This is a genomic window from Burkholderia sp. BCC0097 (genome assembly GCF_902832985.1).
Classification (GTDB): Bacteria; Pseudomonadota; Gammaproteobacteria; order Burkholderiales; family Burkholderiaceae; genus Burkholderia; species Burkholderia orbicola.
The window spans coordinates 239,475-260,099 of record NZ_CADFDM010000001.1 but is presented as its reverse complement, the minus strand read 5'-3'; the positions used below and the strand labels follow the sequence as shown (position 1 = coordinate 260,099).

The window sequence follows — 20,625 nt, the reverse complement described above, 5'->3', positions numbered from 1 at the left end:
AGCAGGTTCGTTTCTTCAGCCATCACAACGCGTGATCGCACCGATTCATCGAGTGGTCCGCGGCCCGTCGTGGCGTAAAGGCCACCCGACGCGCCAGCGGCACGAGCCGGCGCCCACTCGCCGCTATCGCGCCACGAAGCGGCCGTGCTGACGCGGCCGCCACGGCGACGACCGGCAACTGGCCGCACCGGCCGCGCGGCGCGCCGCGAAACGTCCGGTGCGACGCACGCCTGACTCGCGCCGCGCCACCGCGAGGACGCGCGGCGCCCACGCCACCATGACACGCCGCACGGCCGCCACGCGCGCGGCCAGCCGCGATGCCGGAGACACACGGCGCACAGCATGTGCAACGGGCCGCTTGCACAGGATCGCGCTGTCGTAGCGCTTGCCGGCGAAGCGCATCACGTCGACCACCTCGAAGCCCTGCGCGCCGTAGAACGCCAGCAGGTGCGCAGCAGGATGCGGCGTATCCAGCGCGAGCAGCGCATAGCCGCGCAACGCGGCCCACTGCTCGGCGAACGACAGCAGCAACGCGCCGATCCCGCGGCTCTGGCAAGCCGGGTCCACCGCCACCTGGCGCACGCTCGCGACGCCTTCGCGCCGGTACAGCGAGCAGGCCGACGACGGATCGGTCGCATACAGCGTGGCCGTACCGACGACAAGCCCGCCGCACACGGCGACATAGCACTCGCCCGCTTCCGCGCGGCGGCGCGTGACGTCTTCGTCCTGGTCGACGCACGTGCAGTTGAGCCCCATCGCACCGAGCCGCGCGAACGCGCGGTGCAGCATCGGCGTCAGTTGTGCATAGCTGTCGATTGCCGGATCGAAACGCCGGACGATCACCCGATCGACGCACCTGGAAGGCAGCGCGGCAGGGGTGGGGTCGGCGATCGCGTTCCAGGGTATCGACATGGCCATGCTCCGTGGTGAAGATGCACGAAGTCTAGGAGCGCGCCGGTTGCCGTCGCAAGAAAAAATGTCGTAAAAATTCCGGGCCAAGACGGCGGGCGGAGGTCGCGAATACGGCATCGTTCCGATGCTGCGTGCACGTCGTGGCGAACGCATCGAAGCACCGATCGTTGTTCGCGCAAGCAACGCGTCATGCAATGAAGTCGCACGGTGATGTCCACACCCGCGCGCACGCCGTTGACACGTGCCGCCCCGCGCTCCAGACTCGCTGCTCCGTCACCGCCCCGCGAGCGCCCATGATCACCTGCTTCCTTCGCTACGTCGTCGATCCGTACAAACTCGTCGAATTCGAAACCTACGGCAAGATGTGGATTCCGCTCGTCGAGCAGTTCGGCGGCACGCATCACGGCTACTTCCTGCCGTCCGAAGGCGCGAGCAACATCGCGCTCGCAATGTTCTCGTTCCCGAGCCTCGCCGAATACGAACGCTACCGCGAACGTTCGAAGGACGATCCGGCCTGCCAGGCCGCGTTCCGCTACGCGGAGGAAACCCGCTGCATCATCAGCTACGAGCGCAGCTTCTTCCGGCCGGTGTTCGAGTAACGGGCGGCGTCGCCGCGTATCGTGCCCCGTTTTCCGGCCGAGGACGAAAAAAAGCCCCGCCTGCATCCGCGCGGCGGGGCCAACCCATGTCAGTAGAGACATCATGGAGGAGACGAGCCCATCTTATCGACCGTGGCGCACCGTCTCAACCAAGCATTTCTGCTATCGATCTGCGGGGCCGCGCACACGATTGCCCCCGCCACGCGGCATATCGATAGAACGAAAAGTCGTTTTCAGAGTGGCGACGGGGTCGTTACCATCTGGTTTTAAGCCTGTGCTTAGCCGGGCAAGCCAATCCCAGGAGCGCCCCTTGACTGCATTCGATCAACACCGCCGCCCGTTCGTCGTCGGCATCGGCGGGACCACCCGAGCCGCGTCGTCCACCGAACGCGCGCTGTCGTTCGCACTGCGCGGCGCGCAAGCCGCCGGCGCACGCACGCGCCTGTTCGACGGCCCGTTCCTGCATACGCTGCCGCACTATGCACCCGAACATAAAACGCTGACCGACGCGCAGCGCGAGCTGATCGACGCCGTGCGCCAGGCCGACGCGATCATCATCGCGACGCCCGGCTATCACGGCGGCGTGTCCGGTCTCGTGAAGAACGCCCTAGACACGCTCGAGGAACTGCGCGCGGACGAACGCCCTTATCTCGACGGCCGCGCGGTCGGCCTGATCGTCACCGCGTACGGCTGGCAGGCGGCCGGCACCGTGCTGACGTCGCTGCGCTCGATCGTCCATGCGCTGCGCGGCTGGCCGACGCCGTTCGGCGCCACCGTCAACACGCTGGAAACGCGCTTCGAAAGCGCCGACAGCTGCTCGGACCCGAAGGTCGTCGCGCAACTCGAGACGGTCGGCACGCAAGCCGCCGAATTCGCGCTCGCGTTCGCGTCGCATCGAGCGGCCTCGCACGCGGCGTCGGTCGATGCGCTTGCGCCCGTACTGAAGGTCGCCAACCAGTAACCCCTGCATTCCGCCGCGCGCCTCCGATCGACAGGATTCGACGAGGCGCGCGGCGCGTCTTCCAGCGCGTGGCGATATGCCGGGCGCGTCGTCTCGCCTCTCGAACATACCGTTTCCGCGTACCGCCCCGATAACGATTCAGCCCGCCGCGTGATTTGCATTGGCCGAAAGATTGGTTCACGCAGCCGGCGGGTTTTCGTACGCTGAAAGTCCGAACTTTTTCCGCGCACGCCATGAACCGTACGATCCGCTACAAGGGCTATGAAGTCGCTCCCGCTGCCGCCCGGTTGCCGAACGGGCTGTTCGCCGCCAACCTGACGATCGAACGTGCGAGCGGCGGGCCGTCGCCGCGCTCCGTGTCGTTCGACGCAATCGATTTCTTCTTCGAGGAAGAGCACGCCCTCGCCTACGCATCACGCTGGGGCCGCCTCTGGGTCGACACGAACGCGTGACGCGCGCCGGGCCGGCGTGCACATGGCCGCTCGAAAATACGCGATGACGGAAGCTGTGCAAGAATCTTTCGATCCGTAATCGCATAACAATAGCCATGACCGACACGCTGCAGGAAGAGCATGCAGCCGCAGATCACGCGATGCGCAACTGGACCTTCGAGAGGCAAGGTCCCGTCCGGATCGGTTCCGACGCGCACAAGCAGATGTTCTGTCGGATGCTGCTCGACACACACAACCCGTACAAGCCGGCCGTGATCGACTGGCCGGCGCTCCAGCCGGCCGAACTCAGACGGCTCACGTCACTGCCGATCTGGGACATCGCCGTGCAAACCGAAGGCCGCGCGTCGATCCGCGTGGCCACCTACGCCGCGACCGTCGACGATCCGCTGCTGCGCCGCGCGCTCGAAATGGACGGCGGCGAGGAAGCCCGCCACAAGGTCGTGCTGTCGAAGCTGGTCGAGGCGTACGGCATCCGGCTCGCGCCCGAGCCGGCCTACCCGGCGCCGACCGATCCGGAATGGTCGTGGATGATGACGGGCTTCAGCGAATGCATCGACAGCTTTTTCGCGTTCGGCCTGTTCCGCTCCGCGCAGCGCTCCGGCTATTTCCCGCCTGAGCTGGTCGAGACCTTCGAGCCCGTGATCCAGGAAGAAGGCCGCCACATCCTGTTCTTCGTGAACTGGTACGCGTGGTACTGGCGCACGATGCCGTGGTGGCGTCGGCCGTGGTTCTTCGCACGGGTGGCGGCCGTGTGGGTGCAACTGATCCGCGACCGCATGAGCATCGCGCGCGGCATCGATGCCGACGGCGCGGCCCGTGACGCGAATTTCCCAGCAACCGGCACCGCCGACATTGGCGATGCGCTCAACCCGCGCGAGTTGATCGAGCTGTGTCTCGTGGAGAACGACCGGCGGATGGCCGGTTACGACAAGCGCCTGCTGCGCCCGATGTTCGTGCCGCGGATGGCGCGGTTCGCGCTGCGGTTTCTGAAGAAGTGAAGTCGGGCGCTTGCCGCGGGTCAGGCGGCAAGCGCCCAGTTCGGTCCACGCCCGTGGACCGAATGTGGCGGGCCCGATACATTCAATCCATCCCTATTTTTATTCGGCACGTCGCGCCGTCGTCGGCATGACTGACAAATTGCCGCACCCCCGGATCTGACATTTCGAGCGCCTCCAGCTCGACGCCGACCCGCGGTCTTTGACGACCTGTCGGCACCCGCGAAACACCCGCCGCGAGCGCGTCCGCTCAGCTTCCCGCATGCGTGCCGATTCCGCCCCGACACCGATGTCCGCGCAATCGTCAATAGGACGAATCCGATAAATTGACGCAGACCGTTTCATTTTTCGCCCTGTAGCACTTTTTTACAACTTCGCGGAGCTGGGCGACCCGAAACGCCCGTCACACGGGCGCCCGCGCCGGACAAGATGCGCAAATCAGCACAATCCAACGCTCATCCCGACAGATAAATTTAATTAATTGATAATCCATAAATAGAAAACCAAATTCAACAAAAGCAAATCAATTAACAAGTTAATAATGTGGAAAATGCATTATCAACCAATACGCCATTAAACATTACAGACATGAAAGAATTGGTCTGCTCGCAAACGTTTGCTATTTCATTTGTCTTACTTTTGGGGCATTCCGATGTGTTACCCAACGCACAAAACACATATAAGTTGTTGTTTTTTATATAAAAATTAAGACGACCTAAGAAAAAATCAAACCCGACACGACACATTCTTACAGCTTTCAAATTCATTCTTCCCCAATGCGTCAAAACACGATGCATTAACCATTCTTTAACTTTCCAATCCCTTCATTTATCACTGTTTGTCAATCTCCAAAATCCACCTCCAATAAACTCCGCCCATCAATTTTGAGATTCGCGCGAGCGCACGGAGTAATCCTCTAACAAAAGAGACCGGTGTGTGGCGTGCACATTTGGAGGTAGCAGGACATGAACCGCACATACCGCTCGATCTGGAACGAAGCCCTTGGCGCCTGGGTAGCGGCATCGGAACACGATTCGGCACGGGGCAAGCCGAACAAGTCGGCCGTCGTGGTGGCAACAGTCGCGGCCTTGGCGATCAGTCTGCCGTCGCTTGCCAGCGCGTCGACTTACATTCCTGGAACAGTGAACGGATTCGGGCAGTTCACGGTATCAAGCTGTACGTCCAGCAGCGGCAACACGGCCGCCGGCCGCACGACAATGGGCGACACCAACGCGTATCCCACCGACGGTTCGGGCACGTGGTCGACCGTGACCGGCTGTAACGCATCCGGCAACGGCAATCTCGCAGCAACGGTCTACGGCACATATTCGCAAGCTACCGGCAAGGGCGGCACCGCGATGGGCTTCCTCAGCTCGGCCGGCCTCTGGGGCGTCGCGGCCGGCCTCGAAACCACCGCCAGCGGCGCCGGCGCGACCGCACTCGGCTTTGGCTCGACGGCGAACGCAGCGAACTCCGTCGCGATCGGCGGCGCAGGCGGCAACGGAACAACGCCGCTGTCGCAGGCGAACTCGACCATCGCTTCGGGCGCCGGCGCGATCGCAATCGGCAGCAACGCAACGAAGGGCGCGCAATCGGCCGCGTCGGACGGTATCGCGATCGGCGGGCAGTCATCCGTCGCGTCGGCCGCCACGTCGGGTATTGCAGTTGGCCGTGGTGCGACGGTCAATGGTGCGTATGGCATCGCGCAAGGCGATGGCGTCGTCTCCGGCGCAACGGGCCGAAACGTGGCAATCGGCTCGTCGGGCACGACAGCGAACAGCGCGACCTCAGCCGGCGGCGCGGTCGCGATCGGCCGAGGCCAGAACGCAAGCGGCGACGGCGCCGTTGCGATCGGCGATCCGAACAGCGCAACCGGCACGGGCGCGCTGGCAATCGGCGCGAACGACACGTCGAACGGCTCCGGCGCCATCGCGCTCGGCAACAACAACTCGGCGAGCGGTACGGGTGCCGTGGCGCTCGGCAACAGCAGCACGGCGACCAACAGCTCCGTCGCCATCGGCAGCTCGGCGACGGCGACGGGTACCAATGGCGCGGTCGCCATCGGCAATTCCTCGACGGCAACGGGCACTGGCGCAATCTCGCTCGGTAACTCCGGCAGCTTCGGCGCCACCTCGATCGCAAGCGGTACGGACGCACTCGCGCTCGGTAACGGCTCGACGGCCAGCGGCAACGCTGGGGCGGTCGCCGTCGGTGCGGCGGCCGTGGCGTCTGGAAGCTATGGCACGGCACTCGGTTCGAATTCGACCGCAAGCGTCGCAAACTCGGTCGCCCTCGGCTACAACGCGCTGACGACCAGTGCGGCAACGGCGACGTCCGGCGGCACCACCACCGTCAGCAGCGCCACGATCGGTGGTCAGACGTTCGGCAACTTCGCCGGCTCCAATTCGGCGGGCGGTGTCGTCAGCGTCGGGCAGTCGGGCTCGGAACGCCGTATCCAGAACGTCGGGGCGGGCCTCGTCACCGCAACCAGCACCGACGCGATCAACGGCAGCCAGCTCTATTCGGTTGCGAGCACGACGACGTCGAGCATCACGAGCCTGTCGACGTCGGCTTCGACGGGGTTGTCGTCGGCTAACAGCTCGATCACCTCGCTGTCGACTTCCACGTCGACCGGCCTTTCGTCGGCCACGAGTTCCATCGGTTCGCTGTCCACCGGACTGAGCTCGACCAACAGTTCGGTTACCTCGCTTTCCACGTCGGCTTCGACGGGGCTGTCTTCGGCTAACAGCTCGATCACTTCGCTGTCGACTTCCACGTCGACCGGTTTGTCGTCGGCTACGAGCTCCATCGGTTCGTTGTCCACCGGCCTCAGCTCGACCAACAGTTCGGTTACCTCGCTTTCCACGTCGGCTTCGACGGGGCTGTCGTCGGCTAACAGCTCGATCACTTCGCTGTCGACTTCCACGTCGACCGGTCTTTCGTCGGCCACGAGTTCCATCGGGTCGCTGTCCACTGGACTCAGCTCGACCAACAGTTCGGTTACCTCGCTTTCCACGTCGGCTTCGACGGGGCTGTCGTCGGCTAACAGCTCGATCACCTCGCTGTCGACTTCCACGTCGACTGGTCTTTCGTCCGCTACGAGTTCCATCGGTTCGTTGTCCACCGGCCTCAGCTCGACCAACAGTTCGGTTACCTCGCTTTCCACGTCGGCTTCGACGGGGTTGTCGTCGGCTAACAGCTCGATCACTTCGCTGTCGACTTCCACGTCGACCGGCCTTTCGTCGGCCACGAGTTCCATCGGTTCGCTGTCCACCGGACTGAGCTCGACCAACAGTTCGGTTACCTCGCTTTCCACGTCGGCTTCGACGGGGCTGTCTTCGGCTAACAGCTCGATCACTTCGCTGTCGACTTCCACGTCGACCGGTTTGTCGTCGGCTACGAGCTCCATCGGTTCGTTGTCCACCGGCCTCAGCTCGACCAACAGTTCGGTTACCTCGCTTTCCACGTCGGCTTCGACGGGGCTGTCGTCGGCTAACAGCTCGATCACTTCGCTGTCGACTTCCACGTCGACCGGTTTGTCGTCGGCTACGAGCTCCATCGGCTCGCTGTCCACCGGCCTGAGCTCGGTCACGACTAAGACGGACAACCTCGGCACGAGCACGGCATCAGCACTCGGCGGCGGCTCCACGTACGACCCGACGACGGGGACGGTTTCCGCGCCGGCATATACGACTTACAACGCGAACGGCACGACGTCGACCGCCAACAGCGTGGGCTCGGCGATCAACAACATCAACAGCCAGGGCATCAAGTACTTCCACGCGAACTCGACCGGCGCCGACAGCACCGCAACGGGCACCGACGCCATCGCCATTGGCTCCGGCGCTGTCGCCAGCACGATCAACTCCGTCGCCGTCGGCCTCGGCGCTACCGCCAGCACGGACAATTCCGTCGCGCTCGGCGCCGGCTCGAAGACCATCCCGGCAACGCCCACGAGCAGCGCAACCGTCGACGGCGTGACGTTCAGCGGATTCGCTGGTGCCAATCCGGTCGGCGTCGTCAGCGTGGGCGATGCCGGCAAGGAACGGCAAGTCACCAACGTCGCCGCCGGTCAAGTGACCTCCACCAGTACCGATGCGATCAACGGCAGCCAGCTGTATTCGGTCGCCCAGCAAGTCGGTACTGCGACCAGCGCCATTTCGTCGCTGTCGACTTCGACTTCGACGGGTCTTTCGTCGGCTAACAGCTCGATCACGTCCCTCTCGACTTCGACGTCGACCGGTCTGTCGTCGGCTAACAGCTCGATCACGTCGCTCTCGACCTCGACCTCGACGGGTCTGTCCTCGGCTAACAGCTCCATCACGTCGCTCTCGACTTCGACGTCGACTGGCCTGTCGTCGGCTAACAGCTCGATCACGTCACTGTCGACCTCGACGTCGACCGGCTTGTCGTCGGCTAACAGCTCGATCACGTCGCTTTCGACCTCGACCTCGACGGGTCTGTCCTCGGCTAACAGCTCCATCACGTCGCTCTCGACTTCGACGTCGACTGGCCTGTCGTCGGCTAACAGCTCGATCACGTCACTGTCGACCTCGACGTCGACCGGCTTGTCGTCGGCTAACAGCTCGATCACGTCGCTTTCGACCTCGACCTCGACCGGTCTGTCGTCCGCGAACAGCTCGATCACGTCTTTGTCGACCTCGACCTCGACGGGCTTGTCGTCGGCGAACAGCTCGATCACGTCTTTGTCCACGTCGACTTCGACGGGTTTGTCGTCCGCTAATAGCTCGATCACCTCGCTCTCGACTTCGACTTCGACCGGCTTGTCGTCGGCCAATAGCTCGATCACTTCGCTGTCGACTTCCACGTCGACGGGCTTGTCGTCGGCTAATAGCTCGATTACCTCGCTCTCGACTTCGACTTCGACGGGCCTGTCTTCGGCTAACAGCTCGATCACCTCGCTGTCGACGTCGACCTCGACCGGTCTGTCGTCGGCCAATAGCTCGATCACGTCGCTTTCGACCTCGACTTCGACGGGTCTGTCGTCGGCTAATAGCTCGATTACCTCGCTCTCGACTTCGACTTCGACGGGCCTGTCTTCGGCTAACAGCTCGATCACCTCGCTGTCGACGTCGACCTCGACGGGCTTGTCTTCGGCTAACAGTTCGATCACGTCGCTTTCGACCTCGACTTCGACGGGTCTGTCGTCCGCGAATAGTTCGATCGATTCGCTGTCCACGTCGACTTCGACGGGTCTGTCGTCCGCTAATAGCTCGATCACCTCGCTGTCGACTTCGACTTCGACGGGCTTGTCTTCGGCTAACAGTTCGATCACGTCGCTCTCGACTTCGACTTCGACCGGCTTGTCGTCGGCCAATAGCTCGATCACTTCGCTGTCGACTTCCACGTCGACGGGCCTGTCGTCGGCTAATAGCTCGATCACCTCGCTCTCGACCTCGACTTCGACGGGTCTGTCGTCGGCTAATAGCTCGATCACCTCGCTCTCGACCTCGACTTCGACGGGTCTGTCGTCCGCGAACAGCTCGATCGATTCGCTGTCCACCTCGACCTCGACCGGTCTGTCGTCCGCGAACAGCTCGATCACCTCGCTCTCGACTTCGACCTCGACCGGCCTGTCTTCGGCTAACAGCTCGATCACCTCGCTCTCGACTTCGACCTCGACCGGCCTGTCGTCCGCTAACAGCTCGATCACGTCCCTGTCGACCTCGACTTCGACCGGTCTGTCTTCGGCAAACAGCTCGATCACCTCGCTCTCGACTTCGACCTCGACCGGCCTGTCTTCGGCTAACAGCTCGATCACCTCGCTCTCGACTTCGACCTCGACCGGCCTGTCGTCCGCTAACAGCTCGATCACGTCCCTGTCGACCTCGACTTCGACCGGTCTGTCTTCGGCAAACAGCTCGATCGATTCGCTGTCGACCTCGACCTCGACCGGTCTGTCGTCCGCGAACAGCTCGATCACCTCGCTCTCGACTTCGACCTCGACGGGCCTGTCGTCGGCCAATAGCTCGATCACCTCGCTCTCGACGTCGACCTCGACGGGCTTGTCTTCGGCTAACAGCTCGATCACTTCGCTGTCGACCTCGACCTCGACGGGCTTGTCGTCCGCGAACAGCTCGATCACCTCGCTCTCGACCTCGACTTCGACGGGTCTGTCGTCGGCTAATAGCTCGATCACCTCGCTCTCGACCTCGACTTCGACGGGTCTGTCGTCCGCGAACAGCTCGATCGATTCGCTGTCCACCTCGACCTCGACCGGTCTGTCGTCCGCGAACAGCTCGATCACCTCGCTCTCGACTTCGACCTCGACCGGCCTGTCTTCGGCTAACAGCTCGATCACCTCGCTCTCGACTTCGACCTCGACCGGCCTGTCTTCGGCTAACAGCTCGATCACCTCGCTCTCGACTTCGACCTCGACCGGCCTGTCGTCCGCTAACAGCTCGATCACGTCCCTGTCGACCTCGACTTCGACCGGTCTGTCTTCGGCAAACAGCTCGATCGATTCGCTGTCGACCTCGACCTCGACCGGTCTGTCGTCCGCGAACAGCTCGATCACCTCGCTGTCGACTTCGACCTCGACGGGCCTGTCGTCGGCCAATAGCTCGATCACCTCGCTGTCGACGTCGACCTCGACGGGCTTGTCTTCGGCTAACAGCTCGATCACTTCGCTGTCGACCTCGACCTCGACGGGCTTGTCGTCCGCGAACAGCTCGATCACCTCGCTCTCGACTTCGACCTCGACCGGCCTGTCGTCCGCTAACAGCTCGATCACGTCCCTGTCGACCTCGACTTCGACCGGTCTGTCTTCGGCAAACAGCTCGATCGATTCGCTGTCGACCTCGACCTCGACCGGTCTGTCGTCCGCGAACAGCTCGATCACGTCGCTGTCCACGTCAACTTCGACCGGCATCAACTCGCTGTCCACCGGCCTGAGCACTACGAACAGCTCGGTGTCATCGCTGTCAACCTCGACTTCGACCGGCCTGTCCTCGGCCAACAGTTCGATCACGTCTCTGTCGACCTCGACTTCGACGGGTCTCTCGTCGGCCAACAGCTCGATCACCTCGCTGTCCACCTCGACCTCGACCGGCATCAACTCGCTGTCCACCGGCCTGAGCACCACGAACAGCTCGGTATCGTCGCTGTCGACCTCGACGTCGACCGGCTTGTCGTCCGCGAACAGCTCGATCAGCTCCCTGTCGACCTCCACCTCGACGGGCCTGTCGTCGGCCACCAGCTCGATCACGTCCCTGTCGACTTCGACCTCGACCGGCATCAGCTCGCTGTCCACCGGCTTGAGCAGCACGGACAGCACGATCCTGTCGCTGTCCACCTCGACCTCGACCGGCATCGGCTCGTTGTCCACCGGCCTGAGCAGCACGAACAGCTCGGTGTCGTCGCTCTCGACGTCCACCTCGACCGCGATCAACGCCGCGAAGACGCACTACTACAGCGTCAACGACAACGGCGTGCAGCAAGCCAACTACGCGAACGACGGCGCTACGGGCACCAACGCCCTCGCCGCCGGCGTGAACGCCAGCGCGGCGGGCGCGAGCAGCGTGGCAGTCGGCGACGGCTCGAACGCACAGACGGCAGGCGCGGTCGCGATCGGCCAGAACGCATCGGCAACGGGCGGCAAGGCGGTATCGATCGGCTCCGGCAACACGGCGTCCGGCGATGGCGCGGTCGCGATCGGCGATCCGAACGTGGCGACGGGCACCGGCGCCGTGGCGATGGGTGCGAACAACACGGCGACCGGCGACGGCGCGGTGTCCCTCGGCAACCAGAACACGGCAACCGGCGCCAGCGCGCTTGCCCTCGGCAGCTCGAACCAGGCCACCGCGGACAACACGATCGCGCTGGGCAGCCAGGCCACGGCCAGCGCCACCGGCGCCCAGGCCTACGGCTCGGCCGCCAAGGCCACGGCCGCCGACGCGCTCGCCTTTGGCACGAACGCGCAAGCGAACGTCGCGAACTCGATCGCGCTCGGCGCGAACTCGGTCACGGCCGCGGCGGTCGGCACATCGAGCGCCACCATCGGCGGCGTCACGTACCCCTTCGCGGGCGGCTCGCCCGTCGGCGTGGTGAGCGTCGGCGCACCGGGCCAGGAACGCCAGATCACGAACGTCGCCGCGGGCCGAATCTCGGCCACGAGCACGGACGCGATCAACGGCAGCCAGCTGAACGCGACGAACAACGCGCTCAACACGCTGTCGACGTCCACCGCGTCGAACGTCGCATCGCTGTCGACCGGCATCAACTCGCTGTCGACCGGCCTGAGCACGACCAACAGCAACGTGGCCTCGCTGTCGACGTCGACCTCGACCGCGATCAACTCGCTGTCGACGGGCCTCAGTTCGACGAACAGCAACCTCACGTCGCTGTCCACGTCGACCTCGACCGGCATCGGCTCGCTGTCGACCGGCCTGAGCACGACCAACAGCACGGTGGCCTCGCTGTCGACCGGCGTGACGAACCTCGGCGATCAAGTGAGCCAGCTGTCGACGACGATCAACAACAACACGACGCGTGCGGTGAACAACAACGGCATCGCGGCCGACATGAACGGCAAGGGCACCGACGTCCCGACCGTCACCGCCGGCTCGAACTCGGTGGCGATTGGCGCGAATTCGACGGACGGCGGCCGCTCGAACGTGGTGTCGGTCGGCAGCGACACGCAGCAGCGCCAGATCACGAACGTCGCGCCGGGTACGCAAGGCACCGACGCGGTGAACGTGAACCAGCTGACGCAGGTGCAGACGACACTGTCGACGGCACTGTCGGGCCAGCAGGCGCAGATCAACTCGCTGGGTTCGCAACTGCAGCAGACCGACCAGATGGCGAAGCAGGGTATCGCGGCCGTCGGCGCGATGGCGTCGATCCCGCAGCTCGATCGCGACGCCAACTTCGGGATGGGCGTGGGCACGTCGACCTTCCTCGGCCAGAAGGCGATGGCGGTCAACATGCAGGCGCGCATCACGGAAAACCTGAAGGCGTCGATCAACGGCGGTTTCAGCGGCGGTCAGAAGGTGATCGGTGCCGGCATGCTGTATCAGTGGAAGTAACGCGTCGCGCCGCCCGGCCGTCCGGCTCGCCAGCCGGGCAGCCCGCGGCTCCGACGGCAGGACGAGCCCGCTGCGCACCGCGCGGCGGGCCTCGGTCAACCCAAGCTTTAAGGATGTCACCGTGAACAAACTCGCTCTTGCGCTCGCGCTTTCCGCAACGGCCCTCGCCGCGTGCTCGACCGCCTCCGGCCCGACCTTCAGCGCCTCCGAACTGCAGCCGCGCGACGGCGTGCGCACCTTCCAGGTGGACTGCCACGGCCTACTGTCCGGCCCGCAGACCTGCATGAAGGCCGCCCGCAAGATCTGCGGCGACGAGCCGGTTCGCGCCGTCGACTCGGCCCGCGCGCTGCGCGACAAATCCGATCCGGCCACGCTCATCTTCCAGTGCGGCGCCGCGCCGGCAGAGGCGACCTCGGCCGCCACACCCGCACCCGCCGCCGTGATCGAACGCGTGAACCTGTCCGGCGACGCGCTGTTCGCCACCGACCACGCGACGCTCGCGCCGACCGCGCGCGAATCGCTGGACCGGCTGCTGAGCGAACGCGCCGACCGCACGTACTCGCAAGTGACGGTCACCGGCTTCACCGACTCGGTGGGCAGCGACGACTACAACCTCGCGCTGTCGAAGCGCCGCGCCGAATCGGTCGCCGCCTATCTGAAGGCGCACGGGCTGAAGACCGACTCGATCACCGTGTCGGGCCGCAGCAAGGCCGATCCGGTCGCGTCCAACGCGACGCCGGAAGGCCGCGCCAGCAACCGCCGCGTCGAAATCCGGCTGCAGCACTGAGCCGTCCGCGGCCGCCCATGCGGCCGCGCGATCCGGCAGGCCAGCCGCGCCACGCCGGCACGCCACCGGACGACCGGGCGCCGCAACGCCTGCGCCAGCTGCCGTTGGCCGGCGGCTATGTCAAAGTTCGTCACGTCCTGTCAAAACCGGCGGTTTCCATGCCACAATCGCCGCAGACAGTCGCCGGGGCAGCCCGCCCGACGCGCGCCGTCCCAGGCGTGCCCGGCGACACGCCGGAATCCGGCTGCCGCCTTCGCGAATCCCGTCGCCCGATTCGCGCGCCGCGGTGCCACCGGCGCGACTCCAACCATGACGATCCACGGCGCGCCGCTGCCGGCCAGACGCTCGACGCGATGCCCGGACGCACGACGCCGCAGAGGAAACCAACCGGTGACGGACATCAATGAAGCCGCCGCGGGCGGCACTCGCAAGCAACGGCCGGCCGTCGGCATCTCGCTGTTTGCGCGCGACGGCCAGGCGATCTGGGAAAACGGCATTCACCAGAACATCGCGTTCCTCGCGATGATGCTCAAGCGCTCGGATCGCGTCGGTCCCGTCTATTTCCTGAACGGCGGCGACGCCACTGCACTGCCGGCCGGCCTCGAGCTCGACGGCCTCGACATCCCCCTCGTGAAACCCGCCGACGTCACGCACGAACTCGACGTCGTGATCGAAATGGGCGCGCAGTTGCCGGTCGAATGGCTCAGGCACATGAAGGCGCTCGGCAAGAAGATCGCCGCGTTCTTCTGCGGGCACGTGTATGCGGGCCTGTGCGAAACGCCGATCTTCGGGAAACCGTCGGGGCACGTGTTCAACGGCGCACCGTTCGACGAAGTGTGGCTGCTGCCGCAATACGACAAGACCGCCGCGCCGATGCTGCGGACGATCCTGCGCGCGCCCGTCCACCTGATGCCGCACATCTGGTCGCCGTACTTCCTCGAGCGCCGCGTGGCCACGCTCGCCGACGAAGGCGCGACGTTCGGCTATCGGCCCGGCCAGCGGCCGTGGAAGCTCGCGATGCTCGAGCCGAACATCTCGGTCGCGAAGTCCTGCCACTACCCGATGCTCGCGTGCGACGCGTTCTACCGCGCGCGGCCTGATGCGGTGCAACACATGTTCGTCGTCAACTCGATGCACATGAAGGAACATCCGACCTTCGTGCACTTCGCGAACAGCCTCGATCTCGTGCGCCAGCACAAGGCGACGTTCGAGCCGCGACTCGACCTGCCGGGCTTCATGGCGCGTCACGCGGATGCGGTCGTGTCGCACCACTGGGAAAACGGGCAGAACTATCTGTATTACGACGTGCTGTACGGCGGCTATCCGCTGATCCACAACTCGACGCTGATCGGCGACGCCGGCTATTACTACCCGGACTTCGACTCGGCCGCCGGCGGCCGCGCGCTGCTCGAAGCGTGGCTGCATCACGACGAACGCCTCGACGATTACCGCGCGAAGGCGGGCCGGCTGCTGCAGTCGGTCTCGATCGACAACCCCGCGAACCTCGACGCGTTCGTCTCGCGTCTGGTCGCCTGAACCGGAGCATACGCATGTCGGACTCCAATGCCCGTCAAGCGCCCGGCGAGGGCAAGCGTCTCGTCGTCGGCGTGTCGCTGTTCGTGCGCGGCGCCGGCCAGTCGCTGTGGGAAAACGGCATCTTCCAGAACTGCCTGCTGCTGATCCTGCTGCTGCGTCAGTCGCCGCTCGTCGCGGATGCCGTGATGGTGAACGGCGGCGAACAGGTCGCCGATCCGCAGATGATGCTCGGCGAGTGGAACGTGCCGCTGCTGTCGATGGATGAAGCGCTCGAGCGCTGCGACGTGCTGATCGAAATGAGCGCGCAGTTCGGCGCGGACTACCTGCGCGCGTTTCGCGAGCGCGGCGGCAAGGTGGTCACGATGCGGGTCGGCAACGACTACGTGATCGACATCGAGCGCGCGATGTTCGACAAGCCGTCGGGTTTCCTGTTCTCCGGCGCGCCGTACGACGCGGTGTGGACGATTCCCGAGTTCGAGCGCTCGTGCCTGCACTACTACCAGACGGGCCTGCGCGCACCGGTCACGATCGTCCCGCACATCTGGCATCCGATGCTGTTCGACAAGGCGCGCGCGACGCTCGGCGCCGGTTTGTCGTTCGGCTATCAGCCGGGCAAGCCGCGCTGGCGCGTGACGATGTTCGAGCCGAACATCTGCATGGTGAAGACGAGCGTCATTCCGATGCTCGTGACCGAGGAAGCGTATCGCGCGAAGCCCGAGTTCCTCGAGTTCGTGCGCGTGTGCAACACGATCCACCTGAAGGAGCATCCGACGTTCGTGCACTTCGCGAAGAGCCTCGACATCGTGAATCACGGCATCACGACGTTCGAAAGCCGCTATGCGGTGTACGAGTTCATGGCCGCGTACGGCGATGCGGTGGTGTCGCACACATGGGAGAACGCGCAGAACTACCTGTACTACGAGCTGCTGTACGGCGACTATCCGCTGATCCACAACTCGCCGTTCCTCGGCAAGGCCGGGTATTTCTATCCGGATTTCGACTGCCAGGCGGGCGGCCGCGCGCTGCTGCAGGCGTTCGCCGAGCACGACGCGAATCTCGACGCCTACCGCGAGCAGTCGAAGCACGTGCTCAGCTCGGTCAGCATCTACAACCCCGAGAACGTCGCCGCCTATACGGACGCGATCGCCAACCTCTATCGCGACGCGTGACGCGCCGCCCTTTCCGGACCTTGACAATGAACGCACGCCCGCCCCTCACCCGCGCAAAATGGCTGATCGGCTGCGCCGCCGCATCGATCGCGATCGGCGCGCACGCGCAAGCCGCCGGCGAATCGGCCGACACGCTGCTGCGCGACTCCGATGCGGTGTTCAAGCAGCTCGACGCCGGCCAGTACGGCGCGGTATGGACCGACGCCGCGCCGTTCGTCAAGGCGCGCTTCAAGCAGGACCAGTTCGCCGCGCAGATGCAGCAGGCACGCCAGTCGGTCGGCGCGGTCAGCCATCGTGGCTGGGCGCAGGTCACGCGCATCCGCTACGAGCGGACGACCGGGATGCCCGACGGGCTCTACGCGAACGTCGACTACGCGACGACGCTCACGAGCGGCGCCACGATGTTCGAGAAGCTGAGCTTTCGCCTCGAAACCGACGGCCGCTGGCATCTGACGGGCTACGTGCCGCGTCAGACGCAAAGCGCCGCGCAGTAAGCCGCGCACTGCCCGCCCCACGGAGCCGATCCGATGAAACTCAATGTCGCGATAACGATGAACGTGCAGCGCGACGCGACGCAGTCGATCTGGTACAACGGCGCGAACCAGCACTGCGTGTACCTGTACATGCTGCTGAAGCAGTCGCCTTTGATCGGCGAGGTCTGGCTCGCGCACGACAACGGCATCACCGAGTATCCGCAGGCGCTGATGATGGACGCGTTCGGCGACGCGCTGCGGCCGCTGTCGGCCGTCGTTCACCAGACCGACCTGCTGATCGAGATGAACGCGTTCATCGATCCATCGCACACGGACGTCGTGCGCCAGCGCGGCGGCAAGTGCGTGTCGTATCGCTTCGGCAACGACTACGTGATCGCGGTCGAGACGATCAACTTCGAGAAGAACGACTGGCGGCCGAACCCGCACCGCGTGCAGTTCGACGAGATCTGGACCAATCCGCAGCACATGCACACGTGCGCCGCGTATTTCCAGGCCGTGTACCGTGCCCCGGTGATCGAGTTGCCGCATATCTGGTCGCCGTATTTCATCGAGCGCAGCCTCGACGCCGATCCTGAACTGAAGGCCCGCTTCGGCTATCGCAACCACGGCCCGGCCAAGCGCATTGCGTTCTTCGAGCCGAATCTGAACGTCGTGAAGAGCGCGATCGTGCCAATGCTCGCCGCGAACGCGTGCTACGTCGAGCATCCGGAGCTCGTCGAGCACGTCTACATGACCAACACGTTCGACAAGAAGGAAAACGTCGCCTTCAAGCATCTCGCGCTCGGGCTCGAGATGGTGCGCGACGGCAAGGCCACCGCCGACGTGCGCGCGCCGTTCGTCGCATGGGCCGCGCATCACACCGACATCGTCGTGTCGCACCACTGGGAAAACGGCCTGAACTACCTGCTGTACGACGCGCTGTACGGCAACTACCCGCTCGTGCACAACTCGCCGTTCCTGCGCGACGTCGGCTACTACTATCCGGACTTCGAGATCTTCGATGCGGCGCGCGCGATCGCGACCGCCGCGCGGACGCACGACGCACGGCTCGACGACTACGCGGCCGCCGCCCGCCGCTGCCTGCACCAGGTCGACACGCTCGCCGAGCACAACGTCCGCGCGTATTCCGCGCAGATCCAGCACCTGTTCGCCGACCGCCCGCTCGGCTGATTGCCTTCGCACGCGCCCCAGCCCATGAATCAGACCGTCCGCAATTTCGTCGTGATCGATTCGATCCACGGCCCGTTCGTCATCAACCGGCATTGCGCATTGCAGGCCGAGGCGCTGATCAAGACCGGCCGGCCGCATATCCAGGGCGAACTCGACACGATCCTGCAGGTGATCGATCAGTTGCCCGACGGCGCGATCGCGGTGGACGGCGGCGCGAACGCGGGGCTGGTGTGCGTGCCGATCGCGCACCGGCTGCGCGAGCGCGGCGGCCGCGTCTACGCGTTCGAGCCGCAACGCACGCTGTTTCACGCACTCGGCGGCACCGTCGCGCTCAACCAGCTCGACAACCTCCATCTGCTGAACATGGGGCTGGCCGCCGCCAACGGCACGATGAAGGTGCCCGATGTCGACTACGGGCAGGACGCCGAATTCGGTTCGGTGTCGCCCGTCGGCGCGCAAGCCTCCGGCGGCACGCCCACGCCGGTCGTCAGGCTCGATTCGCTCGGCCTGCCCCGGCTGGACTTCCTGAAGCTCGACATCGAAGGAATGGAAATCGACGCGCTGCGCGGCGCGCGGCGGCTGATCGAAACGAACCTGCCGTGGTGCTGGATCGAATACTGGAAAGTCGGCGAGGCGCCCATCATCGACACGTTCGCCGGTCTCGACTACACGTTCTACCGGATCGACGGGCTGAACATGCTGTGCGTGCCGAACCCGCGCTGGGACCGGCAGCGCCTGTTCATCACCGGCGAACCGCTCGCCGCCGGCTCGGCGGCCGAACGCGGCACGGATTCCGCGACGGCCGCGCCCACCGACGCCGACGCCCCCGAAACGAACTGGAACCGCGCGCTCGACCACGAATCGCGCGGCGAGTGGGGACACGCGATCGACCGCTGGCAACGCGCACGCGGCCGCGGGCTCGACGACGATGCGATCGCGCTGCAGCTCGCGTCGTGCTACGGCTTCGCCGGCGCACCGGAGGCCGGGCTCGCGACACTCGACCATTTCGGCGATCCGGCCGCGCTGCCCGACGCGGCGCGCGGGCGCATCCAGCTGGCGCGCTCGGCGCTGCTGCTGCGCGCCGGCCGGCGAGACGAGGCCGCACGCGCGACCATCGACAGCGAAAACGTGCTGACGGCCGCGCAATTCGGGCTGCCGACGGAACGGCTCTACCAGGGTCAGCCGCTGCACGGCAAGCGGCTGCTCGTGCTCAGCTATGGCGGCGTCGGCGACCAGCTCCAGTACGCCCGCTACCTGCATGCGCTCGACGCGCTCGGCTGCGCCGGCGTGACCGTGGTCGTACCCGACGCGCTGACGGGCCTGCTGCGCGAGACGTTCCCGCGCATCGAATTCGTCGGCGCGCACGGCGCATGGGTCGACACGTCGCAGCTCGCCCACGACTACTGGTGTTCATTCCTGGTGCTCGCCGCGCAGTTCGGTTACGCGCCGACGCCGGAAGGCATGCCGGCCCCGTACCTGACGTGCCCGCCCGCGCATGCGGCCGCGTGGCGCGAGCGCGTATCGCACGACGGCCATGCGCCCGGCACGCGTCGCATCGGGCTGAACTGGCGCGGACGCGACGAAAGCGATGCACGCTTCCATCGCGCAGCCAGCCTGCGCGATTTCGCGCCGCTTGCGCGGATGCATGGCTACGCCGCGTACTGTCTCAATCGCGACCTGTCCGCGCAATCCGAGCAATCGGACCTGCCGGTCACCTTCCCGCATCAGGCAATCGGCGATTTCAGCGATCTGGCCGCGCTGATGCTCGCGATGGACGCCGTCGTGACCACCTGCACCGCCCACATCCATCTCGCCGGCGCACTCGGCGTGCCGGCCGTGCTGCTGCTCAGCCCGAAAGCGGACGCGCGCTGGGAAACCGGCTCGCGCACCGCGCTCTACCCCGGCATCCGGATCGTGCGCGCCGCGCACGTCGGTCGATGGGACGATGCGATCGACCGCGCGATGGCGCTGGTGCTCGGCGGTTTCGGGAAGGATTGAGATTCGACGGCCGCGCGAGCGGGCCGCGGTACCGGGCCAGCATCCGCGCCGGTTGCGTTACACCAGTACCCGATCGCCGCTTTGCGCGGCGAACGCGCGGCCATGCCGCCGCCCCATGCGCGCCAGCAGCACGAAGCAACGGGCCGCCGGCCGGCCTGCGCCGCCCGATTGCCTGACGAGGCTGTCGGATACGCCGCGCGCGATCGCCGACTCGTCGCCGCACGCACCGGCGATGACGCCCGCGTAATAGTGCCGGGCCGCCAGCTCGCGGCCGCCCGCGTCGAGCGGGCTCATCCGCTGAATGCGGCACGCGACGGTCGTCAGGCCGTCGAGATAGGGCGCGACATCGATCGGCGCCTCGGTCGACTCGGCGCCCAGTTGCCACAGCATGTCGGCCAGTTCGGCGAGCGCGACCAGGTCGCGCACATCGGTCGCCTGCGTGCCCGTTCCGCCTCCGGCTTTCGTCCCCGCCATGCCCACGTCCCCTTTGCGATTCGTCCCACCC

13 protein-coding genes are annotated in these 20,625 nt (G+C 65.5%); 11 read left to right on the top strand and 2 right to left on the bottom strand.

Features of this window, described 5'->3' with window-relative positions; all coding sequences use genetic code 11:
* Positions 1-123: 123 nt before the first annotated feature.
* Positions 124-912: a GNAT family N-acetyltransferase gene (locus HWX07_RS01095; protein ID WP_175874826.1), complete on the bottom strand. Its 789-nt coding sequence runs from the start codon at positions 910-912 to the stop codon at positions 124-126.
* Between the two features lie 293 nt (positions 913-1,205).
* On the opposite strand from HWX07_RS01095, the gene HWX07_RS01090 reads away from it, so the two are divergent.
* The 11 genes from HWX07_RS01090 (at position 1,206) to HWX07_RS01040 (ending at position 20,120) form a co-directional block, all read left to right on the top strand.
* Positions 1,206-1,511, top strand: coding sequence for an NIPSNAP family protein (locus HWX07_RS01090; RefSeq protein WP_175874825.1), 306 nt, complete (start codon positions 1,206-1,208; stop codon positions 1,509-1,511).
* A gap of 310 nt (positions 1,512-1,821) precedes the next feature.
* Complete coding sequence (locus HWX07_RS01085; RefSeq protein WP_012339459.1) at positions 1,822-2,472, top strand: NAD(P)H-dependent oxidoreductase; 651 nt, start codon at positions 1,822-1,824, stop codon at positions 2,470-2,472.
* A 233-nt stretch (positions 2,473-2,705) separates the two neighbouring features.
* Entirely contained in the window at positions 2,706-2,924 is a 219-nt protein-coding gene (locus HWX07_RS01080) for a hypothetical protein (protein ID WP_006480563.1), read from the top strand.
* A 95-nt stretch (positions 2,925-3,019) separates the two neighbouring features.
* Entirely contained in the window at positions 3,020-3,922 is a 903-nt protein-coding gene (locus HWX07_RS01075) for a hypothetical protein (RefSeq protein WP_012339443.1), read from the top strand.
* Between the two features lie 962 nt (positions 3,923-4,884).
* Positions 4,885-12,966, top strand: coding sequence for an ESPR-type extended signal peptide-containing protein (locus HWX07_RS01070; RefSeq protein ID WP_175875458.1), 8,082 nt, complete (start codon positions 4,885-4,887; stop codon positions 12,964-12,966).
* Between the two features lie 121 nt (positions 12,967-13,087).
* Positions 13,088-13,753: an OmpA family protein gene (locus HWX07_RS01065; RefSeq protein ID WP_175874824.1), complete on the top strand. Its 666-nt coding sequence runs from the start codon at positions 13,088-13,090 to the stop codon at positions 13,751-13,753.
* A gap of 390 nt (positions 13,754-14,143) precedes the next feature.
* Complete coding sequence (locus tag HWX07_RS01060) at positions 14,144-15,289, top strand: DUF2827 domain-containing protein (RefSeq protein ID WP_175874823.1); 1,146 nt, start codon at positions 14,144-14,146, stop codon at positions 15,287-15,289.
* A gap of 14 nt (positions 15,290-15,303) precedes the next feature.
* On the top strand, positions 15,304-16,458 hold the full coding sequence (locus tag HWX07_RS01055; RefSeq protein ID WP_175874822.1) for a DUF2827 domain-containing protein: 1,155 nt from the start codon (positions 15,304-15,306) through the stop codon (positions 16,456-16,458).
* Positions 16,459-16,484: 26 nt separating this feature from the next.
* Positions 16,485-16,952, top strand: a complete 468-nt coding sequence (locus tag HWX07_RS01050; RefSeq protein WP_175874821.1) for a DUF4019 domain-containing protein — start codon at positions 16,485-16,487, stop codon at positions 16,950-16,952.
* A 33-nt stretch (positions 16,953-16,985) separates the two neighbouring features.
* Positions 16,986-18,122: a DUF2827 family protein gene (locus tag HWX07_RS01045; RefSeq protein WP_175874820.1), complete on the top strand. Its 1,137-nt coding sequence runs from the start codon at positions 16,986-16,988 to the stop codon at positions 18,120-18,122.
* Between the two features lie 24 nt (positions 18,123-18,146).
* On the top strand, positions 18,147-20,120 hold the full coding sequence (locus HWX07_RS01040) for an FkbM family methyltransferase (protein ID WP_175874819.1): 1,974 nt from the start codon (positions 18,147-18,149) through the stop codon (positions 20,118-20,120).
* 57 nt (positions 20,121-20,177) lie between these two features.
* On the opposite strand, the gene HWX07_RS01035 is transcribed toward HWX07_RS01040, so the two are convergent.
* A complete protein-coding gene (locus HWX07_RS01035; protein ID WP_175874817.1) occupies positions 20,178-20,594 on the bottom strand; it encodes a hypothetical protein in 417 nt (138 codons plus the stop codon).
* Positions 20,595-20,625: the final 31 nt, after the last annotated feature.